The sequence below is a fragment of the Cohaesibacter haloalkalitolerans genome, assembly GCF_003574655.1.
GTDB lineage: Bacteria > Pseudomonadota > Alphaproteobacteria > Rhizobiales > Cohaesibacteraceae > Cohaesibacter > Cohaesibacter haloalkalitolerans.
The window spans coordinates 476,328-494,241 of sequence record NZ_QNUM01000005.1; the positions used below are offsets into that span (position 1 = coordinate 476,328).

Consider the following 17,914-nt stretch of genomic DNA (forward strand, 5'->3'; position numbering starts at 1 on the left):
TTTGAATTGAATTACGACTCTTAGGCCAGTGAACCACTTACCGTGTCCAACCGGGTTCTTCCTGCTTCTGCATCGATGAGAGAAGCGAACAAGCCATTGGCTTCGGCTAAATCTTTATAGGGTCCTTGTTCTACCAGCTGGCCGCGGTCAAGCACCAGAATGCGATCGCAGCTGCGTAGAGTTTCAAGCCTGTGAGCGATCATGATGACTGTTGCTCCGGTTTCATGAATTGCACTGTTCACATGGTCTTGTAGACGTGCGTCAAGCGCACTGGTCGCTTCATCGAAAATCAGGATCCGTGGTTTGCCTAAAAAGGCGCGTGCGAGCAGGATGCGTTGGACTTGCCCTCCCGAAAAACCACATTCGGTTTCTCCAACTGGAGTATATAATCCCAATGGCAAGGCTTCTATTTCATCAAGCATCCCTGCGCGGGAGACCGCTGTCATGACGTCATCAACGGAAACGTCCGCTCCGACTGCGATATTCTCAAAAAGTGTGCCAGGAAATAAGCGGTCATTTTGACCAACGACACCGATTTGCCTGCGAACAGCCTGCATATCCAGAGAAGCCAAATCCAAGCCATCAAACCGTATTGTTCCACTCTCATACGGAATAAGGCCAAGCAAGCATTTTACCAGCGTCGACTTGCCCGCACCCGATGGTCCGGCAATGCCTATGTGCTCGCCGGCTTGAACATGAAAACCAATGTTATCGATTGCGGCTCGAGGAGAGACACCATGTCGACAGACAAGAGATTGACATGAAATCTGCCCTCTCAATTCATGCCTAACTTCTTTTTGGGCTTTGGGTTTTGGAACCGCTTTTAGCAGGGGTTCGATCATCCGATATTGAATGCCGAGCATGGATGATTGTGAAAATGCGCCCAACAAGGCAGAAACGGCGCCAGAAATGTTCCCCGCAGCAATGACAAGTGCGATAGGAGCGGAACCACTTTCTAAATTGCCAGTCACGGCTATGGCGACAATCACTGCCAAAATCAGTAGGCCATCCACCATACTTTTAAGAATAGAGCTTTGTATACTGATCCTGTCTGCAGCCAGAAACCTGTATCTTAAGGCCATAAAGGCATCCGCCCAACGGGTGAACAATCGCCCTTCTGCCGCACTCGCGCGTATGGTGTCGACCATAGATAGCCCTTCATAGGCATATGTCATCCAGCTTTGCGGTGTCGACACACCATTGATGAGTGTTTTGATACGGTATCTTGCGTTCCAATAGCCAAACCCCAACATGAAAACAAGAACTGCGGAAACGATCAAAGCCGCGAGCAAAGAGGTTGTCGCCAGAACAAAGACGCTGGGCAGCGCAATCATCAGACTGGAGACAACACTGATCGCCAGTCCCCAAACTCCACGATACCAAGTTTCGATGGATCGGGAGGACAACACTGCAACAGGGGCCGAAGGAAGAGGCTGCCCCATCTCGGATTGCTTTTCAGCGATGCGTATGGTTCGTTCGATCGTAGCCGCTCTGAGTTGAAAGCCATTGATACCGTGCACGCGCTGTTGTGCAATTCCCGCAGCAAGGCGCGTCAGGAGATTCACCAACAAAAGCAACACAAGGAAAATGACGAGATTGTATAGAAGAGTGCGTTCTCCCTCAGGGACCACATAGTCTAGGAGAGGACTGCTCACCATGGGAACGAATGCTACAACCGCTCCCGTCAAAAGTGTCATGAAGGAATAAGAGAGCAGTTCAACCCGGCTTTGGTGCAGACCAAAATTTAGCAATTGCCAGAGCGAAATCTTGCCTTCCGGAAAGCATGGCAAAACCATATAGGCATATTTTTCGAACCCGCTCAGATCCAGAGTTTTGACGGCCCTTTTTCTCCATCGCGTTCCTGATTCAGCGATCGACCAGTTACACCCGCGGCGATACAGCAGGACGGGGTCGCTGCGCCTTTTGTCTGTTGAGCATTTTCTGATTGCAAGCAACGGGACTACGGTATCACCAATCCTTTGTTCCTTAAGAACAACAGGGCGAGCCTGCATGCCGGCCTCTGAGGAAAGGCGAGAGATTGTTTCACTGCGTGTCTCATCACCAAGCGCGGCTGCATTCTGCCCGAGCCTGGTGTTGCAGCTCTTAGCCATCTGCTGCATTGCTTCGACAAGGGGATCGTTGGATGAGGACAATTCAGGAGTGTTCCAGTGAAGGAAGCTGCTCATGCGTTCGGCCGATGCATCAAATTCAGATTTTGGTGTTTGCATGGTCATACAGCATCCCTCATATCTGAATATGCTGGGAGCGCTTGCGCGTTCGCATCATCTTGCATTGAGAGCCTTCGGCTCATTACCGTCAGCCCCAATCCGTCAAGCGTCAATTGCTGATCGCAATGGCGAATTGTACCAAGGCGATGGGTTACAATCAGTATGGTTGTTTTCTGATCACGCAGAGTGGATAGGATCTGTTTCTCACTCAACGTATCGAGCGCGCTGGTAACCTCATCAAGGATAAGTAGAGATGGGCGGCGAACCAAAGCGCGAGCCAGCGCGAGACGTTGACTTTCTCCACCACTGAAACAAGGATATTGGCTCGAAAGCATCCGGTCCAATCCACCAACCCCATGGACAACGTCACTTAGCTGAACGCGTTCCAAAGCATCCATAATCTGGTCGTCTTCAATATCCTCATCCCACATCCGGATATTATCTCGCACGGAAGCCGTAAAAATAGCAACCTGTTGTGGAACATAAAGAAGGTTGCGCCTGAGGGTTTCATGGGGCCACGCCCTCAAAGTTTGCCCTTTAAACAAGACATTGCCTTGACGCGGGGAAATAATGCCAGCGCAAATGCGGGCAAATGTCGACTTTCCGGTGCCCGAAGATCCGACGACAGCAGTCATTACCCCTGGGTGGAGCTGGAGTGATACATTGCTGAAAAGGTCCTGGTTGCTGCCAAATCCAAAAGATACATTTTCGAGTTTCAAAATGGCGGTTTCGCTTCTTGCGTTTGGTTCCCCGAGAGATCCGTCAGGGGATCGAGCCTCACCATTATGCCGGTTGACGATGCCATCGCATGGATGACGCACCAGATCTTGCATTCGAAGGAGGGATCCCGCCGCTTCCTGTAATGAACAATAATCCGACGCAAGTGCGGCGACAGGCCCGGCAACCAGACTTGCCAACACCTGCAATGCCAACAGGTTATTCAGGTCCAGTTGCCCATCGATCACACGGAGCGAACCAACGCTCAAAACACAGATGGAAATGACCATTGTTGCGACCGCCGGCCCAAGACCAGCTATCGTGCGCAATATGCCTAGCCGTTGCTCTGCATCAAGGCTCGCCTCTTCCGCCGCCAGCCATTTGGAAGCCAGAAGGTCCTCTCGCCCCATTTTGCGAAAGGAGTCAAATGCCATAAAGCCAGCGATCGCTATTCCGTTCACCCGCCCCTCCAAAACATCGTGGTAGCGATTGGCATCAGCCAGATGGCGAGAAAGCCTGATCAGGACCAACAGATTGAGCAGGGAAATTGCAGCTATCAAACTGCCAAGGACTAAATCATAAAAGGCAACTACCGACAGATAGGCTGTTACAACCAATATATTCGGTAGAATCTGGGCGAGAGGGCCAGCAACCAATCCCCCAATTTCAGAGCCAATTTTGAGGCGGGAGGTCACCTCACCGGGATTCCTTTGTGCAAAAAACGAAAGCGGCAAGAATAATGCGTGCTCAAAAGCTTTAGCCGCAATGGATACGCCGATCTTGGATCTGAGTGAAGATACGACCCATTCCTGAAGTCCCCTCAATATGGCTTGGGTGATGATTGTGCAAGCCAGAGCAAGAAGTGTGAAGAAAAGCCAATTGGCTCTTTGTTGTCCGATCACATAATCAGCGAAAGTTTCTACGGTGCCAGCAAGGACAAGCCCTGGGATGACACCCAGAACGCCAATCAGGAACACAATCGCTAGTCCGTCAATGGAGCCGCTTGCCTGCTCAAGGAGAGATGACACGAGCTTGGGCCGTTGCCCGCTTTTCTTGAAGCCCTCACCAGGCACCATTGCCAGCACGAGTCCCGTCATACTTCGGTCAAGCTCATCTGCCTGCACAAGTCGGCGTCCCGATGCGGGGTCAATAATGGTTATTCTGTCCCCTTTAACAGCTTCCAATGTTACAAAGTGATCGAAATTCCAATGAAGAATGGCTGGTAGGGGGATGTCTTTCAGAGTTGCAGGATCAATGCGAATTGCCTTGACATCCATGTTATAGGAGGTTGCTGCACGCATGATGGACGCAGCGTCTACTCCGTCGCGCGAGGTGCCGCAGCGTGCACGGGCTTCTTCCAAAGTGATTTCCTTGCCGTGGGCACTCAGAACCATGGTAAGGCAAGCCGCTCCGCACTCAGCCGCCTCCATCTGCAAAACGATACGTGTTCTATCGCGGCCAAACCCCATCATCGGCGCCCCGCCCAAAGGTTCGTGGGTTCTCCGAAGAAACGCTTTAACGCCGGTATCGCCAAGGCCAGCAACGGCCTTTGTTCGACAGTTATGCGGGCACTAAATGATGTTCCTGAGCTTATGGCCAGGTCCGACGCTTCGCTGGACGTCCAAAGATATCCATTACCGGTATTCTGGTTTACAGGCAAATTGATCCAGACCTCAAATACCGCTCCTTGCGCGGTGATCATTTCGATCAATCCGTCATCTCCGACCGTTTGCCTCAATGCTTCCTTGGATATTGGTAACGGAGATATCTCTGCTACAGTGCCAATCATTTGGGCGTGCATGTCAGCGGGAAGACTGGAAGGGGTAAGCAATACCCTATCGTCAAGTTTTAAACGCTTGCCTTCATCCATGGGAACATACGCGACAGCTTTCAAAGCTCCCTCTGTACGGGGCGTAATCTCGAAGAGTGTTTCGCCGGTCGAGACCAGTTTTCCCGGGCGCGTGTTAATGCGAACGACTTCACCAGTGATATCGGCTGTAATTTCGCTATCCTTGCTGATGGCTTCTCTCATGGCCATCAAATCAACTTCATGACGTTTAATTTCGAGCTTGTTCTCTAGTATCTCATTGGCTTGTGCGAATTTGATCGTTTGTATCTCTGACTGCTGATGAATTAGCTCAGACTTGGCGCTCGCTAGCGCATCTTCCGAGGCAATCGCTGCAAGATGCGCATTCGCCAGGGTTTCCTGTGAGATGATACCTTTGTCATGAAGCCCGGTCAGTGTTTTCTGTCGATCCAGCAGCCAGTCTCTTTTGCTTGTCAAATAGCGAATTCGTTCTTTTTGAGCAGCAACGCCATCCTCAGCTGTAGCCAGCTTGAGAGCCGTTTGAGACTTAAGAATGGCTTCTCTGTCCTTCTTGCTGCCCTTGAGCAAAGCCAATTCGCGCTCTTGCTTGTGTAGTTCAGCCTCTCGATCAGTCAGCCGAAGAGTGGCAAGCAGAGTGCCTTGCGAAACGGTTTGATTTTTACGAACAAGAATCTTGTCTACATAACCAGACGATGTCGAGGGCGCGGAAGATATAAGAACGCCATCTTCGGCCACAAGAAGTCCGAAACCGCTAACATGAATCGGCACATGAACCACCATTGCCCAGACAATGGAGAGCAGAATAGCCAACGCGATAAGGACTGACGAGGCCCGAATTGCCGAGCCAGTGACGCGCATTGCCTCCGGAATGGTTTCTATTTTACTCGCTGCAGCAAGTGCCTCTTTGCGGAATAGCATGTTGGCCATAAGACACAGTTACCCATATATTTAATCTTGGGCAAAAATATCCGCCTCCCGTTTAAGTGGTATTAATGTTTGCAAAACCACACCTATTACCAATGTATATGGTTGGCAGATAGTTAAGAAGGTAACACGTAGAATTGTAAAAGACCGACTAATATCGGCAATGGAGCATTTGATTTATGTATCCGTTTCAACAATCCATTCTGTTTTCCATGGATAATCTTGCTGGCCAATGCATGCTAGATTTTATTATTCATGCATTGATGAACAGGATAGGATCGAATGAACCGACGTGAGTTTCTTCAAGCGGAGCTGCTTTTGGCGGCTACGATGAGTGGCGGCGTTCTTGCGGCTAGCTTAGCGCAGGCGCAGACACCTGATGGTAATCACCGAACCAATATCAAAACGCTACTGATTGCTTCCCACCCGTACCCCGAACGGTCCATCATAAACAAGGGGTTGCAGAAGGCTGCCGAGAGTGTTGAAGGCGTAATGGTGCGAAATCTTGAAACCATCTACGGGTTTGATACGCGAGCCATAGACGCGCAAGCGGAGCGCGATTTCACCAGGGCTCATGATCGGATTGTCTTCATGTTCCCGACCCATTGGTTCAACATCACACCGATGATGAAAGCTTACCTCAACGAGGTATGGGGGAATGTCGGGCCTGGATTGTGGCAAGGCAAGGAAATGCTAGTGGTGACGACCGCGGCCGGAGGCGCTTCCACATATGGCGAAACCGGCAGGCTTGGCATCGCCTTGGAAGATGTGTTTACGCCGATGCAGGCAAGCGCTTTGCATGCAGGCATGAAATACCTGCCACCATTGGCTTTTCAGTCGGTGACAGCATCGGAATTACCGAACTATCAGCAACAGCTGATCGAAAGGCTTCAAAGCTGAAGCAGTCGTTTGCCGACAAACACAGTCAGGGTGCCAATGGTCCACAGAGCCGATACTTGGCGGCCATATCGGGATCAATCCAGGAGCCCCAATAGAATTGACTCAATCACTGGATACCGAAATTCAAATTTTGGAGTTTAACATGCTCAAATCAGGGCTATTGCTGGCCATGCTTTCATTTTCCTCAATCGCCTTTGTCGCGGAAAGCCATGCTGCCACGACCCTTCCAAGCCGCGTTGTCGAGAACGGCACAAAAGTTCGAATAATGATTGGAAATGCTGTGGTTCCGGCCGTGCTAAACGACAGCAAAACGTCTCGGGCTCTCATCGAAAAATTGCCATATTCAGCCAAGCTATACAGAGGCTCTTCAGGCTTTTGCGGCACCATAAGCGATGAGTTTCCGGTAGACGCCAAGGATCTGCACAGCGGTTGGCTCAATGGCGACATTGTCTACTCGCCAGCAACCGATGAACTGGCCATTCCATACAAACGGGAAGAAGTTTCCAAGTCTATCTATGACGGACTCGTCACCTTGGGTGCCATTTCAACGCCCCTGGAAACCATGGATGCCTTCGAGAGGAGTATCACCGTCCGCATTGAGCTGGAATAAGCCTCTTATTCCCAAAGAATAGAAGACCGCGCTTGGTCTCTGTCACATCTGCTTCTTGGAAAATCCGTTATTTACTTTTTGCAGGCAGCTGGGAACCAGGCATAGTTGCTGTGAATGTCCGGAACGGTGAAGCTGGCTTTTGAAATATCACTCCCAACGAACGACAGCTTTGGGCGGAAAGCGGTCATCTCACGCAGGTACGAGATTTCTGATGCCGCAAGCGGAAGCTGCCATTCAAGGGATCTTGAAGCGCATCCGGCTTTGGCCGTCGGTTCGGGCGGGAAGTGCTCATTCGCGGCGGGTGCAAGATCTGTAATGCTTCAAGAGGAAAGCAGACATTTAGGGAATTAAGCAAAATAGCTATGTTTTGCAGTTCGCCGGGCGAGAGCAAACTCCTGTCGAAGGTACGAGTTGAAGTCTCTGAGAGCGGGGGCTTTAGATCGACTGGGCCATTGTAAAAGGAGAGTCTCATAGGGCCGTAACAGTATGGAGCGTCTTCCCCAGATTCCTTCGGTTGCTCTACGCCTTCAAGCATAAAAAGATCCTGAAGTGCAGGTTAACGACCATGAAGGTGCGCCAACTCCTTCAGAATATCACAAGTACCTTTGCCTTTTTTCAGCATCTCGCGGACAACAGTAGCATCGCGCCCGCCCTTTCTCATGATTTTGAAAACATTCGCTTCATCGCGCGTGATAGGTTTCTCTAGCCCGCAAATTTGAAAACCCTGCGTACCGGAGGGCGCCGCCACATCGGAGGGTGACGCCATCCGTTTGGAAAGTTCCGAGAACCCCGGGCCGTCATAGGTCTTGCTCAGAGGCCTCTCCACTGTGTCGGGAAGGATCGGTATATTAAGAAGAATGTAAATTCCAAACATGAACAGCGAGGCGATTAGGACGAAACGCAGCGTTCTGGAGAATATGGACATTCGGAGCACCCTTTGAAATGAATACAAAGATTTGATCTAATGATTTTTGGAGTAAGTTTGTTTTGTTTGCCGTTCAAGGAGTGGCCGCGCTTATTGCGGACAAAAGAAACCTTCGTGGCACTTGCCTGTGGCGAGGTCATAAACCACGGCATGCCCCGGATTGCCTGCGGGAAGTGGAACCCCTTCTTCCAAGAGAAATGTGCCCCCAAAGGTGCCGTACATACCGGCAGGAAAGTGTGAAATCGGCTTTTTAATGATGAAATATTCGTCGTCCGTAAGACCAAGTGAGCCTGCATCAAGCAATTGTATCAGCCCTGCAATGTGGGGAAGAATGTCGTAAGCTGTGACTTTCCCTGATGCGATCACATCATTCACCTCGAACTGTTCCACCCCATATGGGTAGAAGTCCCGAAATTTATTCTCAATTATTCTGCGCGGGTCTCTCGTTCTATAATCAAGGTTCCAGCGCATATTTTCACCGATTGCTCCAGATGGAAGTCCTATAGTGTGGAAAGCGCGAGCGACAATTACCTTGTCAACAGCATGGCCCAGAGCCAGCGCCAATCGGCTTTCAGCCAACTGCGCTTTTCCTGATTCCGGGCTGCCTATATAGGGTGGAGCGCAGTTTTCTTGTGCCGTGAATTCGACCTGATTAGCCTTGAGGCCAACGATCCCCTGACGCTTTCCACCCAGTTCAGAAACGACAAGCTTTTCAATCCTGCTCGTGTCGCCAGTAAATTTCAAAACAGCAGATCCGCTGAAGGCACTTATGATGAAAAGAGGCCTGTTGCCGGATTCAATATTGATCATTGCGGCGGCCGTTTCATCTTCCAAGCCATTCACCGCGACCGATGAGAGAGCTTTGGAGGCAGATCCGTTCAGGTAGATGATTTCCGCTTTTTCTGACGGTTGCGGCAAAATGCAGGCCTGTTCTTTGGTTTCAACAGCTGCTGCTTTTGTCTTGGGTTTTTGAGGTACTGCGTCTTGAACTGAAGTTTCCTTGGCGGATGGGGACTGTGTTACTTGAACGGAATGAACCGCCTTTAAAATTTCTTCAAACACAACCTTCCCATCATGGTTGGTGTCGAAGCGCATGAGGCTGTCAGGCCTCTTTTTTTGGTCTTGTTGGTGTTGCGCGGTCTCGGATGAATACTGGTATAGTTCCTCAAAAGAGACCTTACCGTCTCCATTTCCTGCTTCGTCAATTTTGGAAATGGCGGCTTGTGCTTTCATGAGCCTTCGCTCGGGCATGAGAGCGGAGAGGCTTTCATAGTCCTTGTCATCAATGATACCATCTGAATTGAAATCATATTGAAGGATGCCAGCCGCGAGCATCGCGCGCGCTTTTGCAACGCTCCACTGATTTTCCATATCCAGCATGCTTTGCGTAAATACGCCATCAGCAGCACGTCTCTTGAACGCATGGGAAAGACCGACGAGAAATCTTTCTCGGTCCTTGGCTATTTGCTTCAGTTCCGTCGCGCTAAAAATGGATGGCGTTTCTGAGGCATGCGCATAGGGCGCATCGAACAGTACTAGGCAAGCAACAAGTGATAGCAATTTATTTTTCACAACAAACCCTCCGATTGAATCTTGATTTCATATATTCAAAAGGTTGAGTGAAGGATAAATTCAAATATATACCGTTGGTAATTTTTATTTTGGTAAGTGAAGTGTAAAAACTTGTGCATCATCATACAGTTTTGCGATTCTTCAATCGAATGGCAGGAATTGGAAAGCATGCATTTGGGATGTAGTCCACGGTGAGTGCCCGGTTCGGGCCGGATTTAAAATCAGGCCTTGCCTCGGCCAGCTCAGCTCTCATCCGAGCCGGGCTTCAACATTCGGTGACCATTGCGGATGAGCGCAACGCCAGCGCAGGACAATACGACGCTACCGTAGAATGTCGCCCTGATGGACCATCCGTCCAGCAAGACCCCGCCCAACACGGCTCCAAGCAGGATGGAGGCCTGAATCGCCGCGACCATCAGGCTGCCACCTTCTTCTGGCGCGTCGTCGACATTGCGAGACATCCACGTCATGAAGATCACGGACATGGCCGTATTCATTGCCCCCCAGATGAAGAGCAGGACGGCTGTGATGATCACCATCCCACCGTTGAACAGGAGGCCCAATGTTGCAGTTCCCATGACCAGAGCTGGCAGCTTGAGGAGAGGGGCCACATTGCTCTTGATGATCCGGCCCGACATCCATGTGCCAAAGAACCCGGAGCACCCCAATACCAAAAGCAGGAGAGAAACAGTCGTGACGTCCCCTCCCGTGAGCTGCTCAAGATAGGGACGAAGATAGGTAAACATGGTGAAGGCCGCCCCCCAGGACAGCATCGAGGCGACAATGCCTCTGGCAAAATGGGGCCGACGCAACACGTTAACGAGCGCACCCAAACTGCGTCGCTCTCGCTGGGGCAACGAGGGCAGGACGATCAGATGCCAGACAAGGTTGATCGCGACGATCGGCGTCAATGCCCAGAAGACACCGCGCCAACCGATGATATCCTCAAGATAGCTGCCGAGAGGGGCCGCAAAAGCGGCGGCAATCGCCTGTCCGCCATACATTAGAGACAGCGCGCGAGGGACGTCAGCCTGAGGCACCAGTCGCATGATGATGGAGGTGGCCAATGCCCAGAACCCGCCAACACAGATTCCCAGCATCGCCCGCGCAATGATCAGGGCTGTAAAGCTTTTGGCGATGGCAACCAGCACCAAAGACAGCATCATCAGACCGGTCAGTGCCACCAGTACCCACTTGCGATCGAGACGCCCGGCAACAGATGTGATCAGTAGGCTTGCCGCCACTGCGAACAGGCCGCTCATGGAGACGGCTTGGCCTGTCATGCCTTCCGTTGCACCCAGCCCGGATGCCATGGGGGTCAGAAGACTGACCGGCATGAATTCAGACGCAAGCAGCATGGCCACGCAGAGAGACATGGAAAGCACACCACCCCAAGCGGCGGCAGGTTGGCGAGTGTCTTCTGTATCGGTCTTCTGGAGCATGGCGCTATCCTTTGTCTTCACGATGAGGCTTCACAATGAAGCCATACGGTGGGGCTTCGGGATTGGAAGACGATCAATAGCGGCTTTGTTGGCTCTGTATAACCGCATATTTTGGCATAGACTAATCGATAGTGTCGATTAATATGCAGCCATGGCTCGAACCGATTTCAATGACCTGATGTGGTTTAGTATCATCGCCGAAGAGCGCAACTTCACCAGAGCTGCGGCGCGAATTGGGGTGGCGCAGTCAACCCTGAGCCATGCTATCCGACGGTTGGAAACCAACATGGGGCTACAGCTTCTCAATCGCACGACACGCAGCGTCTCGCCCACGCTGGCGGGAGAGCGGTTGCTGACGAGCGCGGTGCCGCGGCTGACCGAGATTGAGGATGAGATCGCCGCGCTGATGGAGCTGCGGAACAAGCCTTCCGGTGCGGCTCGGCTGACGCTCTCTGATCACGCCTTTCACACGGTGGTATGGCCCAAGCTGAAGCCCGTTCTTCAAGCAAATCCTGACGTCAAAATCGAGTTCAGCCTCGACAGCGGTTTTCGAAATATCGTTGAGGATGGCTTTGACGCTGGCGTCCGTCTGGGCGAAAGCATTGAACAGGACATGATTGCCGCAAGGATAGGGCCGGATTGGCGCATGATTGCCGTGGCCGCGCCCGCCTATCTTGCTTCACGCAAGCCGCCCGAGCACCCGAATGATCTGGTCGAGCATGATTGCATCAATATGCGACATGAAACACGTGGTGGGCTTTATGCCTGGGAATTCGAGAAAGACGGGCAGGAGGTCAATGTCCATGTCGAGGGGCAGCTGACCTTCAACAATTCCTATGCGATGATGGATGCCGTTCTCTCCGGGCTCGGCGTAGCCTTCCTGCCCAACACCATTGCAGATCCGCATGTCACATCGGGGGAACTTGTGCTCCTGCTGGACGACTGGTCCCCCTTCTTTGAGGGCTATTTCCTCTACTATCCCACCAGGCGCCAGCATCTGCCCATCTTCAAGCTGCTTCTGGATGCGCTGCGCCACCGGGCATGATCGAGTGTGAAAATGCAGCACTTCGATCAAACTGCTGCAATGGGGAAATTGCCTTGCAACATATGTTTGCCAACGAACGGCAACTTTGGGCCGAGAGCCGCCGTCATTCAAACTAATACGGTATGCAGTCGGTTTGCTCGCATTCAGCTTTGGAAAGACACTCGAATTTTGATCGTGGTTCCTTTGAGAGAAGGCTATAATCAGGAAGTGGTTACAGGAATTTTCCCTTTTGCAGGGTATCCGTGACTTTTGCGATATGGGCTCTCATGGATGATCGTGCCTTGCGCTTGTCCTTTGCTTGCATTGCAGCAAAGATTGCGTCATGATCCTCGATCCATCCCAACCTTAGGGACGAACTACGGATATGTCTCTGCAGTGCCTGCCACATGGGATCCTCCATTTCCTTCCAAATGCTGACAAGCACATCATAGAGCATGGAGTTTCCTGCTGCCTCGGCGATCAGGCGATGAAATTCTCGGTCGCCCTGTTCTGCCTCAGCTCCTGAAGCATGTTCGTCCCTCATGGTCTGCAAACTGCTGGCGATCGCTTCAATATCCTCAGGCGTAGCGCGTTCCGCAGCGAGAGCACAGATTTCCGGTTCGATATAGAGGCGAGCCTCAAGAATTTCGCTCGGGCTACGCGCGTCCGTTTTGATCGGATCGCTTGGTGGCAGCACAAAAGCACCGGATCCAACCCGGATGGAGACACGACCCGATATTTCCATGGCCAACAGGGCCTCGCGCACACAGGTGCGCGAAACACCATATTCGGTCGCTAGCAATCGCTCATTGGGTAGCCGGCAGTCGATTGGGAATTCGCCCGCATCAATGCGTGTTTCAAGATCATCAGCCACTTGCCGGTATACACGAACAGGAGCAGCAATTCGACGTTTAGTCATTCTCATAATACTTTGCTGGATCAGCGAGCGGAATCTCCGCATTCGGGTCGCAACGATAGGATGCAAGGGCATCCATGTCAAATTCGACTCCAAGGCCGGGCAACTCGGGTAAAGTGACTATACCATTCTCGATTTTCATTGTCTCGAAGGCGATCCCTTGATCAACAAAACTGCCACCATCAATGTTCTCTACCGGATAACAGCCCGGGATCGCCGGTGCGACAATGACCGATGCTTCAAGGGCACCATGCGGAGCAATGAACAGGTTGGCACAATTGCCAAGATGCGCCAGTTTCAACCACTCACTAATGCCGCCTACCTTCAGCACATTGGGCTGAAGGTAGTGCACGGCAGCATTGGCGACATAGTTCCAGAATTCATAACGTGTCGAGACCTCTTCACCCAAAGCGATGGGGACCGGTGAGGTCCGTGCCAGGATAGCATGGCTGCTCGCATCGTCAGACGCCATCGGCTCTTCCATCCAGACTGGATTGAACCGGGCATAGGCATTGATTCGCTGCAAAGCTTCGCCGGATTTGAACCGCTGGTTGGCATCAAGCATCAACGGACGATCCCCGATTACCTCGCGCACGGCGGCGATCCTTGACAGATCTTCCTCAAGAGAGCGACCGACCTTGATCTTGAAGCGCTTGTTGCCCGCATCAAGAAATTCTCTTGTTTGCTCAACCAGTCGCTTTTCGCTTAAATGTAGGTTGACGGCACTGGCGTAGATTTCCAACTGTGTCGCCTCACCACCGATGAGATTGCGAACGGGCATGCCAGCAATCTTTCCACGTGCATCCCACAAGGCCAGATCGAAGCCCGCCACCGCCAAGGCAGCAATGCCGGAAGGACCAGGCTGATGACTGCGTCGCCAAATTCCATTCCACAGATTTTCATGTTCATAGACGCTTTGGCCGACCAACATCGGGGCAAGATACGACTTTGCCAACGCTGCAACCGCAATTCCTGCGTTGCCCATTGTTGAACTCCAACCAATCCCTTTGACGCCTGATTCTAGTTCGATTTCAACGAGGATGTGCTCGTGATGAGTGATCGCATGAGCCGCAGAAACCCAAGGCTTTTTTAGAGGCACACGAAAGACGGAAACATCGATATTGGCGATGCGGCTCCTTTTGGATATCTCGGGCAATTCATCCTCCATTGATAAAAATTGGTCTACCGGTCCAACCAATTAGTTGACAGGGACGCGTTTCTTTGTCAAGTCTATAGTCGTGCCGTTCGGAGGGACGGTGGTCTTTTAGGAGGAAATCAAATGACACACAGCCCCAAGCTGGCGTTGACACGCCGCCAACTTCTCACAACCGGCCTGACAGGAGCCGCGATCATCGGCGCTCCCGGCATCATGAGAGCCAATGCGGCCGTGACCCTGCGTGCGGCACATATCGAGTCGACGGAAAGTGCAACCCACAAGGGTTACATGAATTTCGCAAAACTCGTTGAAGAAGCCACAGGCGGTTCGGTGCAGGTGAAAGTCTTTCCTGCCGGGCAGCTCGGCAACCTAAGAGACCTCTATGAAGGTCTAAAGCTCGGCTCGGTCGATATCACTTCATCCGGGCCGGATTACAGCTCCAACCTTGCTCCCATCATGGTCACCGCCGCCCTGTTCTACTCGTACCGGGACAGTGCCCATGCGGATAAGCTTCTGGAGGGCGAGTTCTCAGAGCGACTGTCTGAAGCGCTTCTGAAACAGGCGGGCATGCGCATTCTTGCCTGGGGTGAGCTTGGCTGGCGGTCTGTCTTCAACACGGTTCGCCCGATCAAGACAGCAAACGATTTCAAGGGTCTCAAGCTGCGCGTGCCAGAAGCCAAGCTGATGCTTGAGCCGATGAAGGCGCTTGGTGCGTCGCCGACCCCGATCCCATATTCCGAGGTATACACCTCCATGCAGACCGGGGTGGTAGATGGAGCTGAAGGCGCACCGGCGGCGGTTGTACAGCAGAAATTCAACGAGGTTTCGAAATATTATTCGATGACCCGTCATCTCTATAATCCTATCCATCTGGTAATCGGCGCTTCCTCCTATGACAAGCTGTCTGCAGAGCAGAAGAAAGCTGTAGAACTTGCTGCCCGTGATGCCTTCCGCGCACAACGTTCGGTTGCTCGGGCTGACAATGAGGCCGCTCTCGAAAAAGTCAAGGCAGCCGGTCTTGAAGTTAATGATGTTGACACAGACCCGCTACGTGAGATCGTACAGCCAGTCTGGAACGACTTGACCAAAGACTTGGGCGCTGAAGGCCAAGCTTTGATCAAGCTTCTCAAGGCGTAACTGATGACAGTCGGGTCGGCACTCCTACCATGTGCCGGCCTGTTCCTTGGAGAGTGACCCATGCGCATACTTGAGCGGTTCCTTTGCTGGTGCATCACCGCCTTATTCGTCTTCTTTGTCTCGATCACGTTTTTACAGGTGGTTTTGAGATATCTGTTCTCCAACTCCCTTGGCTGGATTGATGAGATCTCCAGATTCAGTTTTATCTGGATGGTGTTCCTGGCTGCTGCGATCTGTGCCAAGCGCGGCACTCATATGGCGATCACGCTGCTTGAGGAATTTCTGGGCCCCAAAGTCCAGAAGCCCCTGTTGGTGCTGGCAGACATCAGCATGCTCGTCTTTGCATCGGTGATCGGCATTGGTGGCTGGCAGTTGATGCAATTGAACTGGACCTCGACCTCGCCCGCGATCGGCATGCCCATTGCGTGGGTGCAACTCGCGTTGCCGCTGTTCGGGCTCTTTACCGTTGTTTTTTCCATTGATCATCTGATCAATATCCTGCGTTCGCCAATCCAAAGTGTCGAACAGCCGGTTGACCTGAATGGCGAAGGGGTTTGACATGCTTCCTTATCTAACGATTTCCTTTGTCATTCTGCTCATCCTGCGGGTGCCCGTATCCGCCGCCATGGGTCTTTCAGGCGCCTTTGCCCTGCTGACTTCGGACATGAACATTCCGTTCGCTGTCGTCCCTCAGCGGGTTTTCGTGCTGCTTGACAGCACATCACTGCTCGCCATTCCCTTTTTCATTCTGGCAGGGGCAATCATGGAGCAGGGTGGTATGGCCAAGCGCATGATCGGATTTGCCGAAGCGATGGTTGGTCACTGGCGCGGTGGGCTGGCACAAGTGTCTGTGCTCGCCAGCACAATCTTCTCGGCCCTGACAGGGTCCAGCGCAGCAAGTGCCACGGCAACTGGATCAGTGCTCATTCCGGCTATGAAACGTACTGGCTATCCCGAAGGTTACGCCGCAGCACTTCAGGCATCGAGCGCTGCGATCGGCCCGATCATTCCCCCGTCCATCATCATGGTGGTCTACGGCTCGCTCGCTGGGGTGTCGGTCGGTTCACTATTCCTCTCTGGCGTTGTCCCGGGACTTTTCATTGCCATCGGTCTGTTCATTGTCAATGCCATCATGGCGCGTCGGCATGGCTGGGGAGGTGGCGCCAAGACCCCACTCAACGAACGCGTAATCGCAGCCCGTCATGCTGCTGCGGCTTTGCTGGCTCCAATCATAATCGTTGGCGGCATTCTTGGCGGCATTTTCACCCCCACCGAAGCCGGTGCGGTCGCCGTGGTCTATGCCTGCCTTGTCAGCCTCGTTCTCTATCGGGAGATCGGGGTCAGAAAGCTGCTTGATGTGATCCTGGACGCCGCTCTTACAACAGGGGTTCTGGGCCTGATCATCGCATCGGCAGGAATCTTCGGATGGGTGCTGGCTCTGGAACAGGTGCCGCAGATGGTGGTAGACTGGGTGCAGAGCGTCACGGCCAGTCCCAGCATCGCGGTTCTGCTTGTCGTGCTTTTCGTGTTGGCTGTGGGCTGTGTTGTCGATGTAACCGCTGCTGTTATCATTCTTGTACCGGTGTTTGCTCCCTTGGGTGCAAGTTATGGCTTTGATCCGATCCACTTCGGTGTGATCATGTGCCTTGCTCTGGTTTACGGCAATGTGACACCACCGGTTGGCCTGTTGCTCTTCATTACGGCCTCGATAGCCAAGTGTTCTATCAGCACTGTCATGAAGCACCAGTTACCCTTCTATCTCGTGCTGACTCTTGCTCTCATCGCCACGGTATTCTTTCCCGGCCTGGTGATGGTGCTTACCTACCTCTAACCCTCCAGTAAAAACCAATAGGAACGCGGCTGAAGAAGCTGTGTTCCCTGGCTTTGCGACAGAGGTTGCCGGTTGAAAATGGAAGTCTGCCCACTTGCGATTGTGGGGCTTCATGCTGGTGCCGTAAGAACAAACTGTACATCTTCGTTTGATTTTCCAGTCAGTGTGCAAGAGACGCCCACGAGAAGCTCGCACGCAAGTCAAGACTGTAGAGTCCAAATGCTGCATTCTCGGCGAAAGGTGGCTTTCAGAAAGCCTGGCGGTAGAGTTGGAATATCAGCCAACGGCCTCTTTGGGTCTTCATTGCTAAACATGCGTCAGTATTATGTGTGCAGCCCTTATTGCTGTTCGAATAAGTAAAAAACCATATCATAGTAGGCGACTGAGATCTTGTCCCGAAAATTCAGAGAACTGAATTGCCCCTAGAATTGTAGACACCTTGGGGCTTCAAGTTTTCTGTTGCTCGTATGTGTTCCCTCTTGAGCAAATTGAAAAAGCTTTCTGCAACAACGTTCGCCATGCTTTGCTCGGACCGATGGCGCAAAGCGCTTATCATGGCAGTTTCCACGCCTGCTCTTACTGTGCTCAAGATTGTGCTGGCGCAGGAATGCCGCCCAATCAATGCTTTTGAATTGAGAGCCCTGGTCCGAATGGATCAGGTCCTTATGAAGGATCTTGCGATAGCCATAGACTTTACCACTATC

General features: G+C 52.2%; 14 protein-coding genes and 1 pseudogene. 6 read left to right on the forward strand and 9 right to left on the reverse strand.

Annotated features, from left to right (window positions below):
* Positions 1 to 20: 20 nt before the first annotated feature.
* Genes DSL70_RS15230 through DSL70_RS15240 form a run of 3 tightly spaced genes read right to left on the reverse strand, consistent with a single transcriptional unit; the run spans position 21 to position 5,700 of the window.
* Entirely contained in the window at positions 21 to 2,234 is a 2,214-nt protein-coding gene (locus tag DSL70_RS15230; RefSeq protein WP_119308780.1) for an ATP-binding cassette domain-containing protein, read from the reverse strand.
* Complete coding sequence (locus DSL70_RS15235) at positions 2,231 to 4,417, reverse strand: cysteine peptidase family C39 domain-containing protein (RefSeq protein ID WP_119308781.1); 2,187 nt, start codon at positions 4,415 to 4,417, stop codon at positions 2,231 to 2,233. The genes DSL70_RS15230 and DSL70_RS15235 overlap by 4 nt, the downstream gene beginning before the upstream one ends.
* Positions 4,414 to 5,700, reverse strand: a complete 1,287-nt coding sequence (locus DSL70_RS15240) for an NHLP bacteriocin system secretion protein (RefSeq protein ID WP_119308782.1) — start codon at positions 5,698 to 5,700, stop codon at positions 4,414 to 4,416. Before DSL70_RS15240 ends, DSL70_RS15235 begins: the two co-directional genes overlap by 4 nt.
* 279 nt (positions 5,701 to 5,979) lie before the next feature.
* Between DSL70_RS15240 and DSL70_RS15245 the strand changes: the two genes are divergently transcribed.
* Together DSL70_RS15245 and DSL70_RS15250 are read left to right on the forward strand one after the other, a co-directional pair.
* On the forward strand, positions 5,980 to 6,597 hold the full coding sequence (locus tag DSL70_RS15245) for an NAD(P)H-dependent oxidoreductase (protein ID WP_119308783.1): 618 nt from the start codon (positions 5,980 to 5,982) through the stop codon (positions 6,595 to 6,597).
* Positions 6,598 to 6,694: 97 nt separating this feature from the next.
* Positions 6,695 to 7,207, forward strand: coding sequence for a cyclophilin-like fold protein (locus DSL70_RS15250; protein ID WP_162916744.1), 513 nt, complete (start codon positions 6,695 to 6,697; stop codon positions 7,205 to 7,207).
* Between the two features lie 556 nt (positions 7,208 to 7,763).
* On the opposite strand, the gene DSL70_RS15255 is transcribed toward DSL70_RS15250, so the two are convergent.
* From DSL70_RS15255 to DSL70_RS15265, 3 genes are all read right to left on the reverse strand, one after another.
* Positions 7,764 to 8,132: a hypothetical protein gene (locus tag DSL70_RS15255; protein WP_119308785.1), complete on the reverse strand. Its 369-nt coding sequence runs from the start codon at positions 8,130 to 8,132 to the stop codon at positions 7,764 to 7,766.
* A 90-nt stretch (positions 8,133 to 8,222) separates the two neighbouring features.
* Positions 8,223 to 9,704: an EF-hand domain-containing protein gene (locus DSL70_RS15260; protein ID WP_119308786.1), complete on the reverse strand. Its 1,482-nt coding sequence runs from the start codon at positions 9,702 to 9,704 to the stop codon at positions 8,223 to 8,225.
* A 242-nt stretch (positions 9,705 to 9,946) separates the two neighbouring features.
* Positions 9,947 to 11,146 carry an MFS transporter gene (locus DSL70_RS15265; protein ID WP_119308787.1) on the reverse strand — a complete coding sequence of 400 codons (1,200 nt, stop codon included), beginning with the start codon at positions 11,144 to 11,146 and terminating at the stop codon, positions 9,947 to 9,949.
* A gap of 151 nt (positions 11,147 to 11,297) precedes the next feature.
* Between DSL70_RS15265 and DSL70_RS15270 the strand changes: the two genes are divergently transcribed.
* Positions 11,298 to 12,191 carry a LysR family transcriptional regulator gene (locus DSL70_RS15270; protein ID WP_119308788.1) on the forward strand — a complete coding sequence of 298 codons (894 nt, stop codon included), beginning with the start codon at positions 11,298 to 11,300 and terminating at the stop codon, positions 12,189 to 12,191.
* Positions 12,192 to 12,402: 211 nt separating this feature from the next.
* Here DSL70_RS15270 and DSL70_RS15275 read toward each other — a convergent pair whose 3' ends face one another.
* A complete protein-coding gene (locus DSL70_RS15275; protein WP_162916745.1) occupies positions 12,403 to 13,089 on the reverse strand; it encodes a FadR/GntR family transcriptional regulator in 687 nt (228 codons plus the stop codon).
* The gene (locus DSL70_RS15280) at positions 13,082 to 14,242 is read right to left on the reverse strand and encodes a mandelate racemase/muconate lactonizing enzyme family protein (protein WP_162916747.1); all 1,161 of its coding nucleotides are present in this window, start codon (positions 14,240 to 14,242) and stop codon (positions 13,082 to 13,084) included. The genes DSL70_RS15275 and DSL70_RS15280 overlap by 8 nt, the downstream gene beginning before the upstream one ends.
* Before the next feature lie 123 nt (positions 14,243 to 14,365).
* On the opposite strand from DSL70_RS15280, the gene DSL70_RS15285 reads away from it, so the two are divergent.
* From DSL70_RS15285 to DSL70_RS15295, 3 genes are read left to right on the forward strand one after another with little or no spacing between them, the layout of a single operon-like run.
* Entirely contained in the window at positions 14,366 to 15,379 is a 1,014-nt protein-coding gene (locus tag DSL70_RS15285) for a TRAP transporter substrate-binding protein (RefSeq protein ID WP_119308791.1), read from the forward strand.
* Between the two features lie 60 nt (positions 15,380 to 15,439).
* Positions 15,440 to 15,937: a TRAP transporter small permease gene (locus DSL70_RS15290; protein WP_119308792.1), complete on the forward strand. Its 498-nt coding sequence runs from the start codon at positions 15,440 to 15,442 to the stop codon at positions 15,935 to 15,937.
* 1 nt (position 15,938) lies between these two features.
* Positions 15,939 to 17,210, forward strand: a complete 1,272-nt coding sequence (locus DSL70_RS15295; protein ID WP_162916749.1) for a TRAP transporter large permease — start codon at positions 15,939 to 15,941, stop codon at positions 17,208 to 17,210.
* 463 nt (positions 17,211 to 17,673) lie between these two features.
* On the opposite strand, the pseudogene DSL70_RS15300 reads toward DSL70_RS15295, so the two are convergent.
* Positions 17,674 to 17,914 (reverse strand): annotated as a pseudogene (locus tag DSL70_RS15300) (hypothetical protein); the annotation flags it as partial.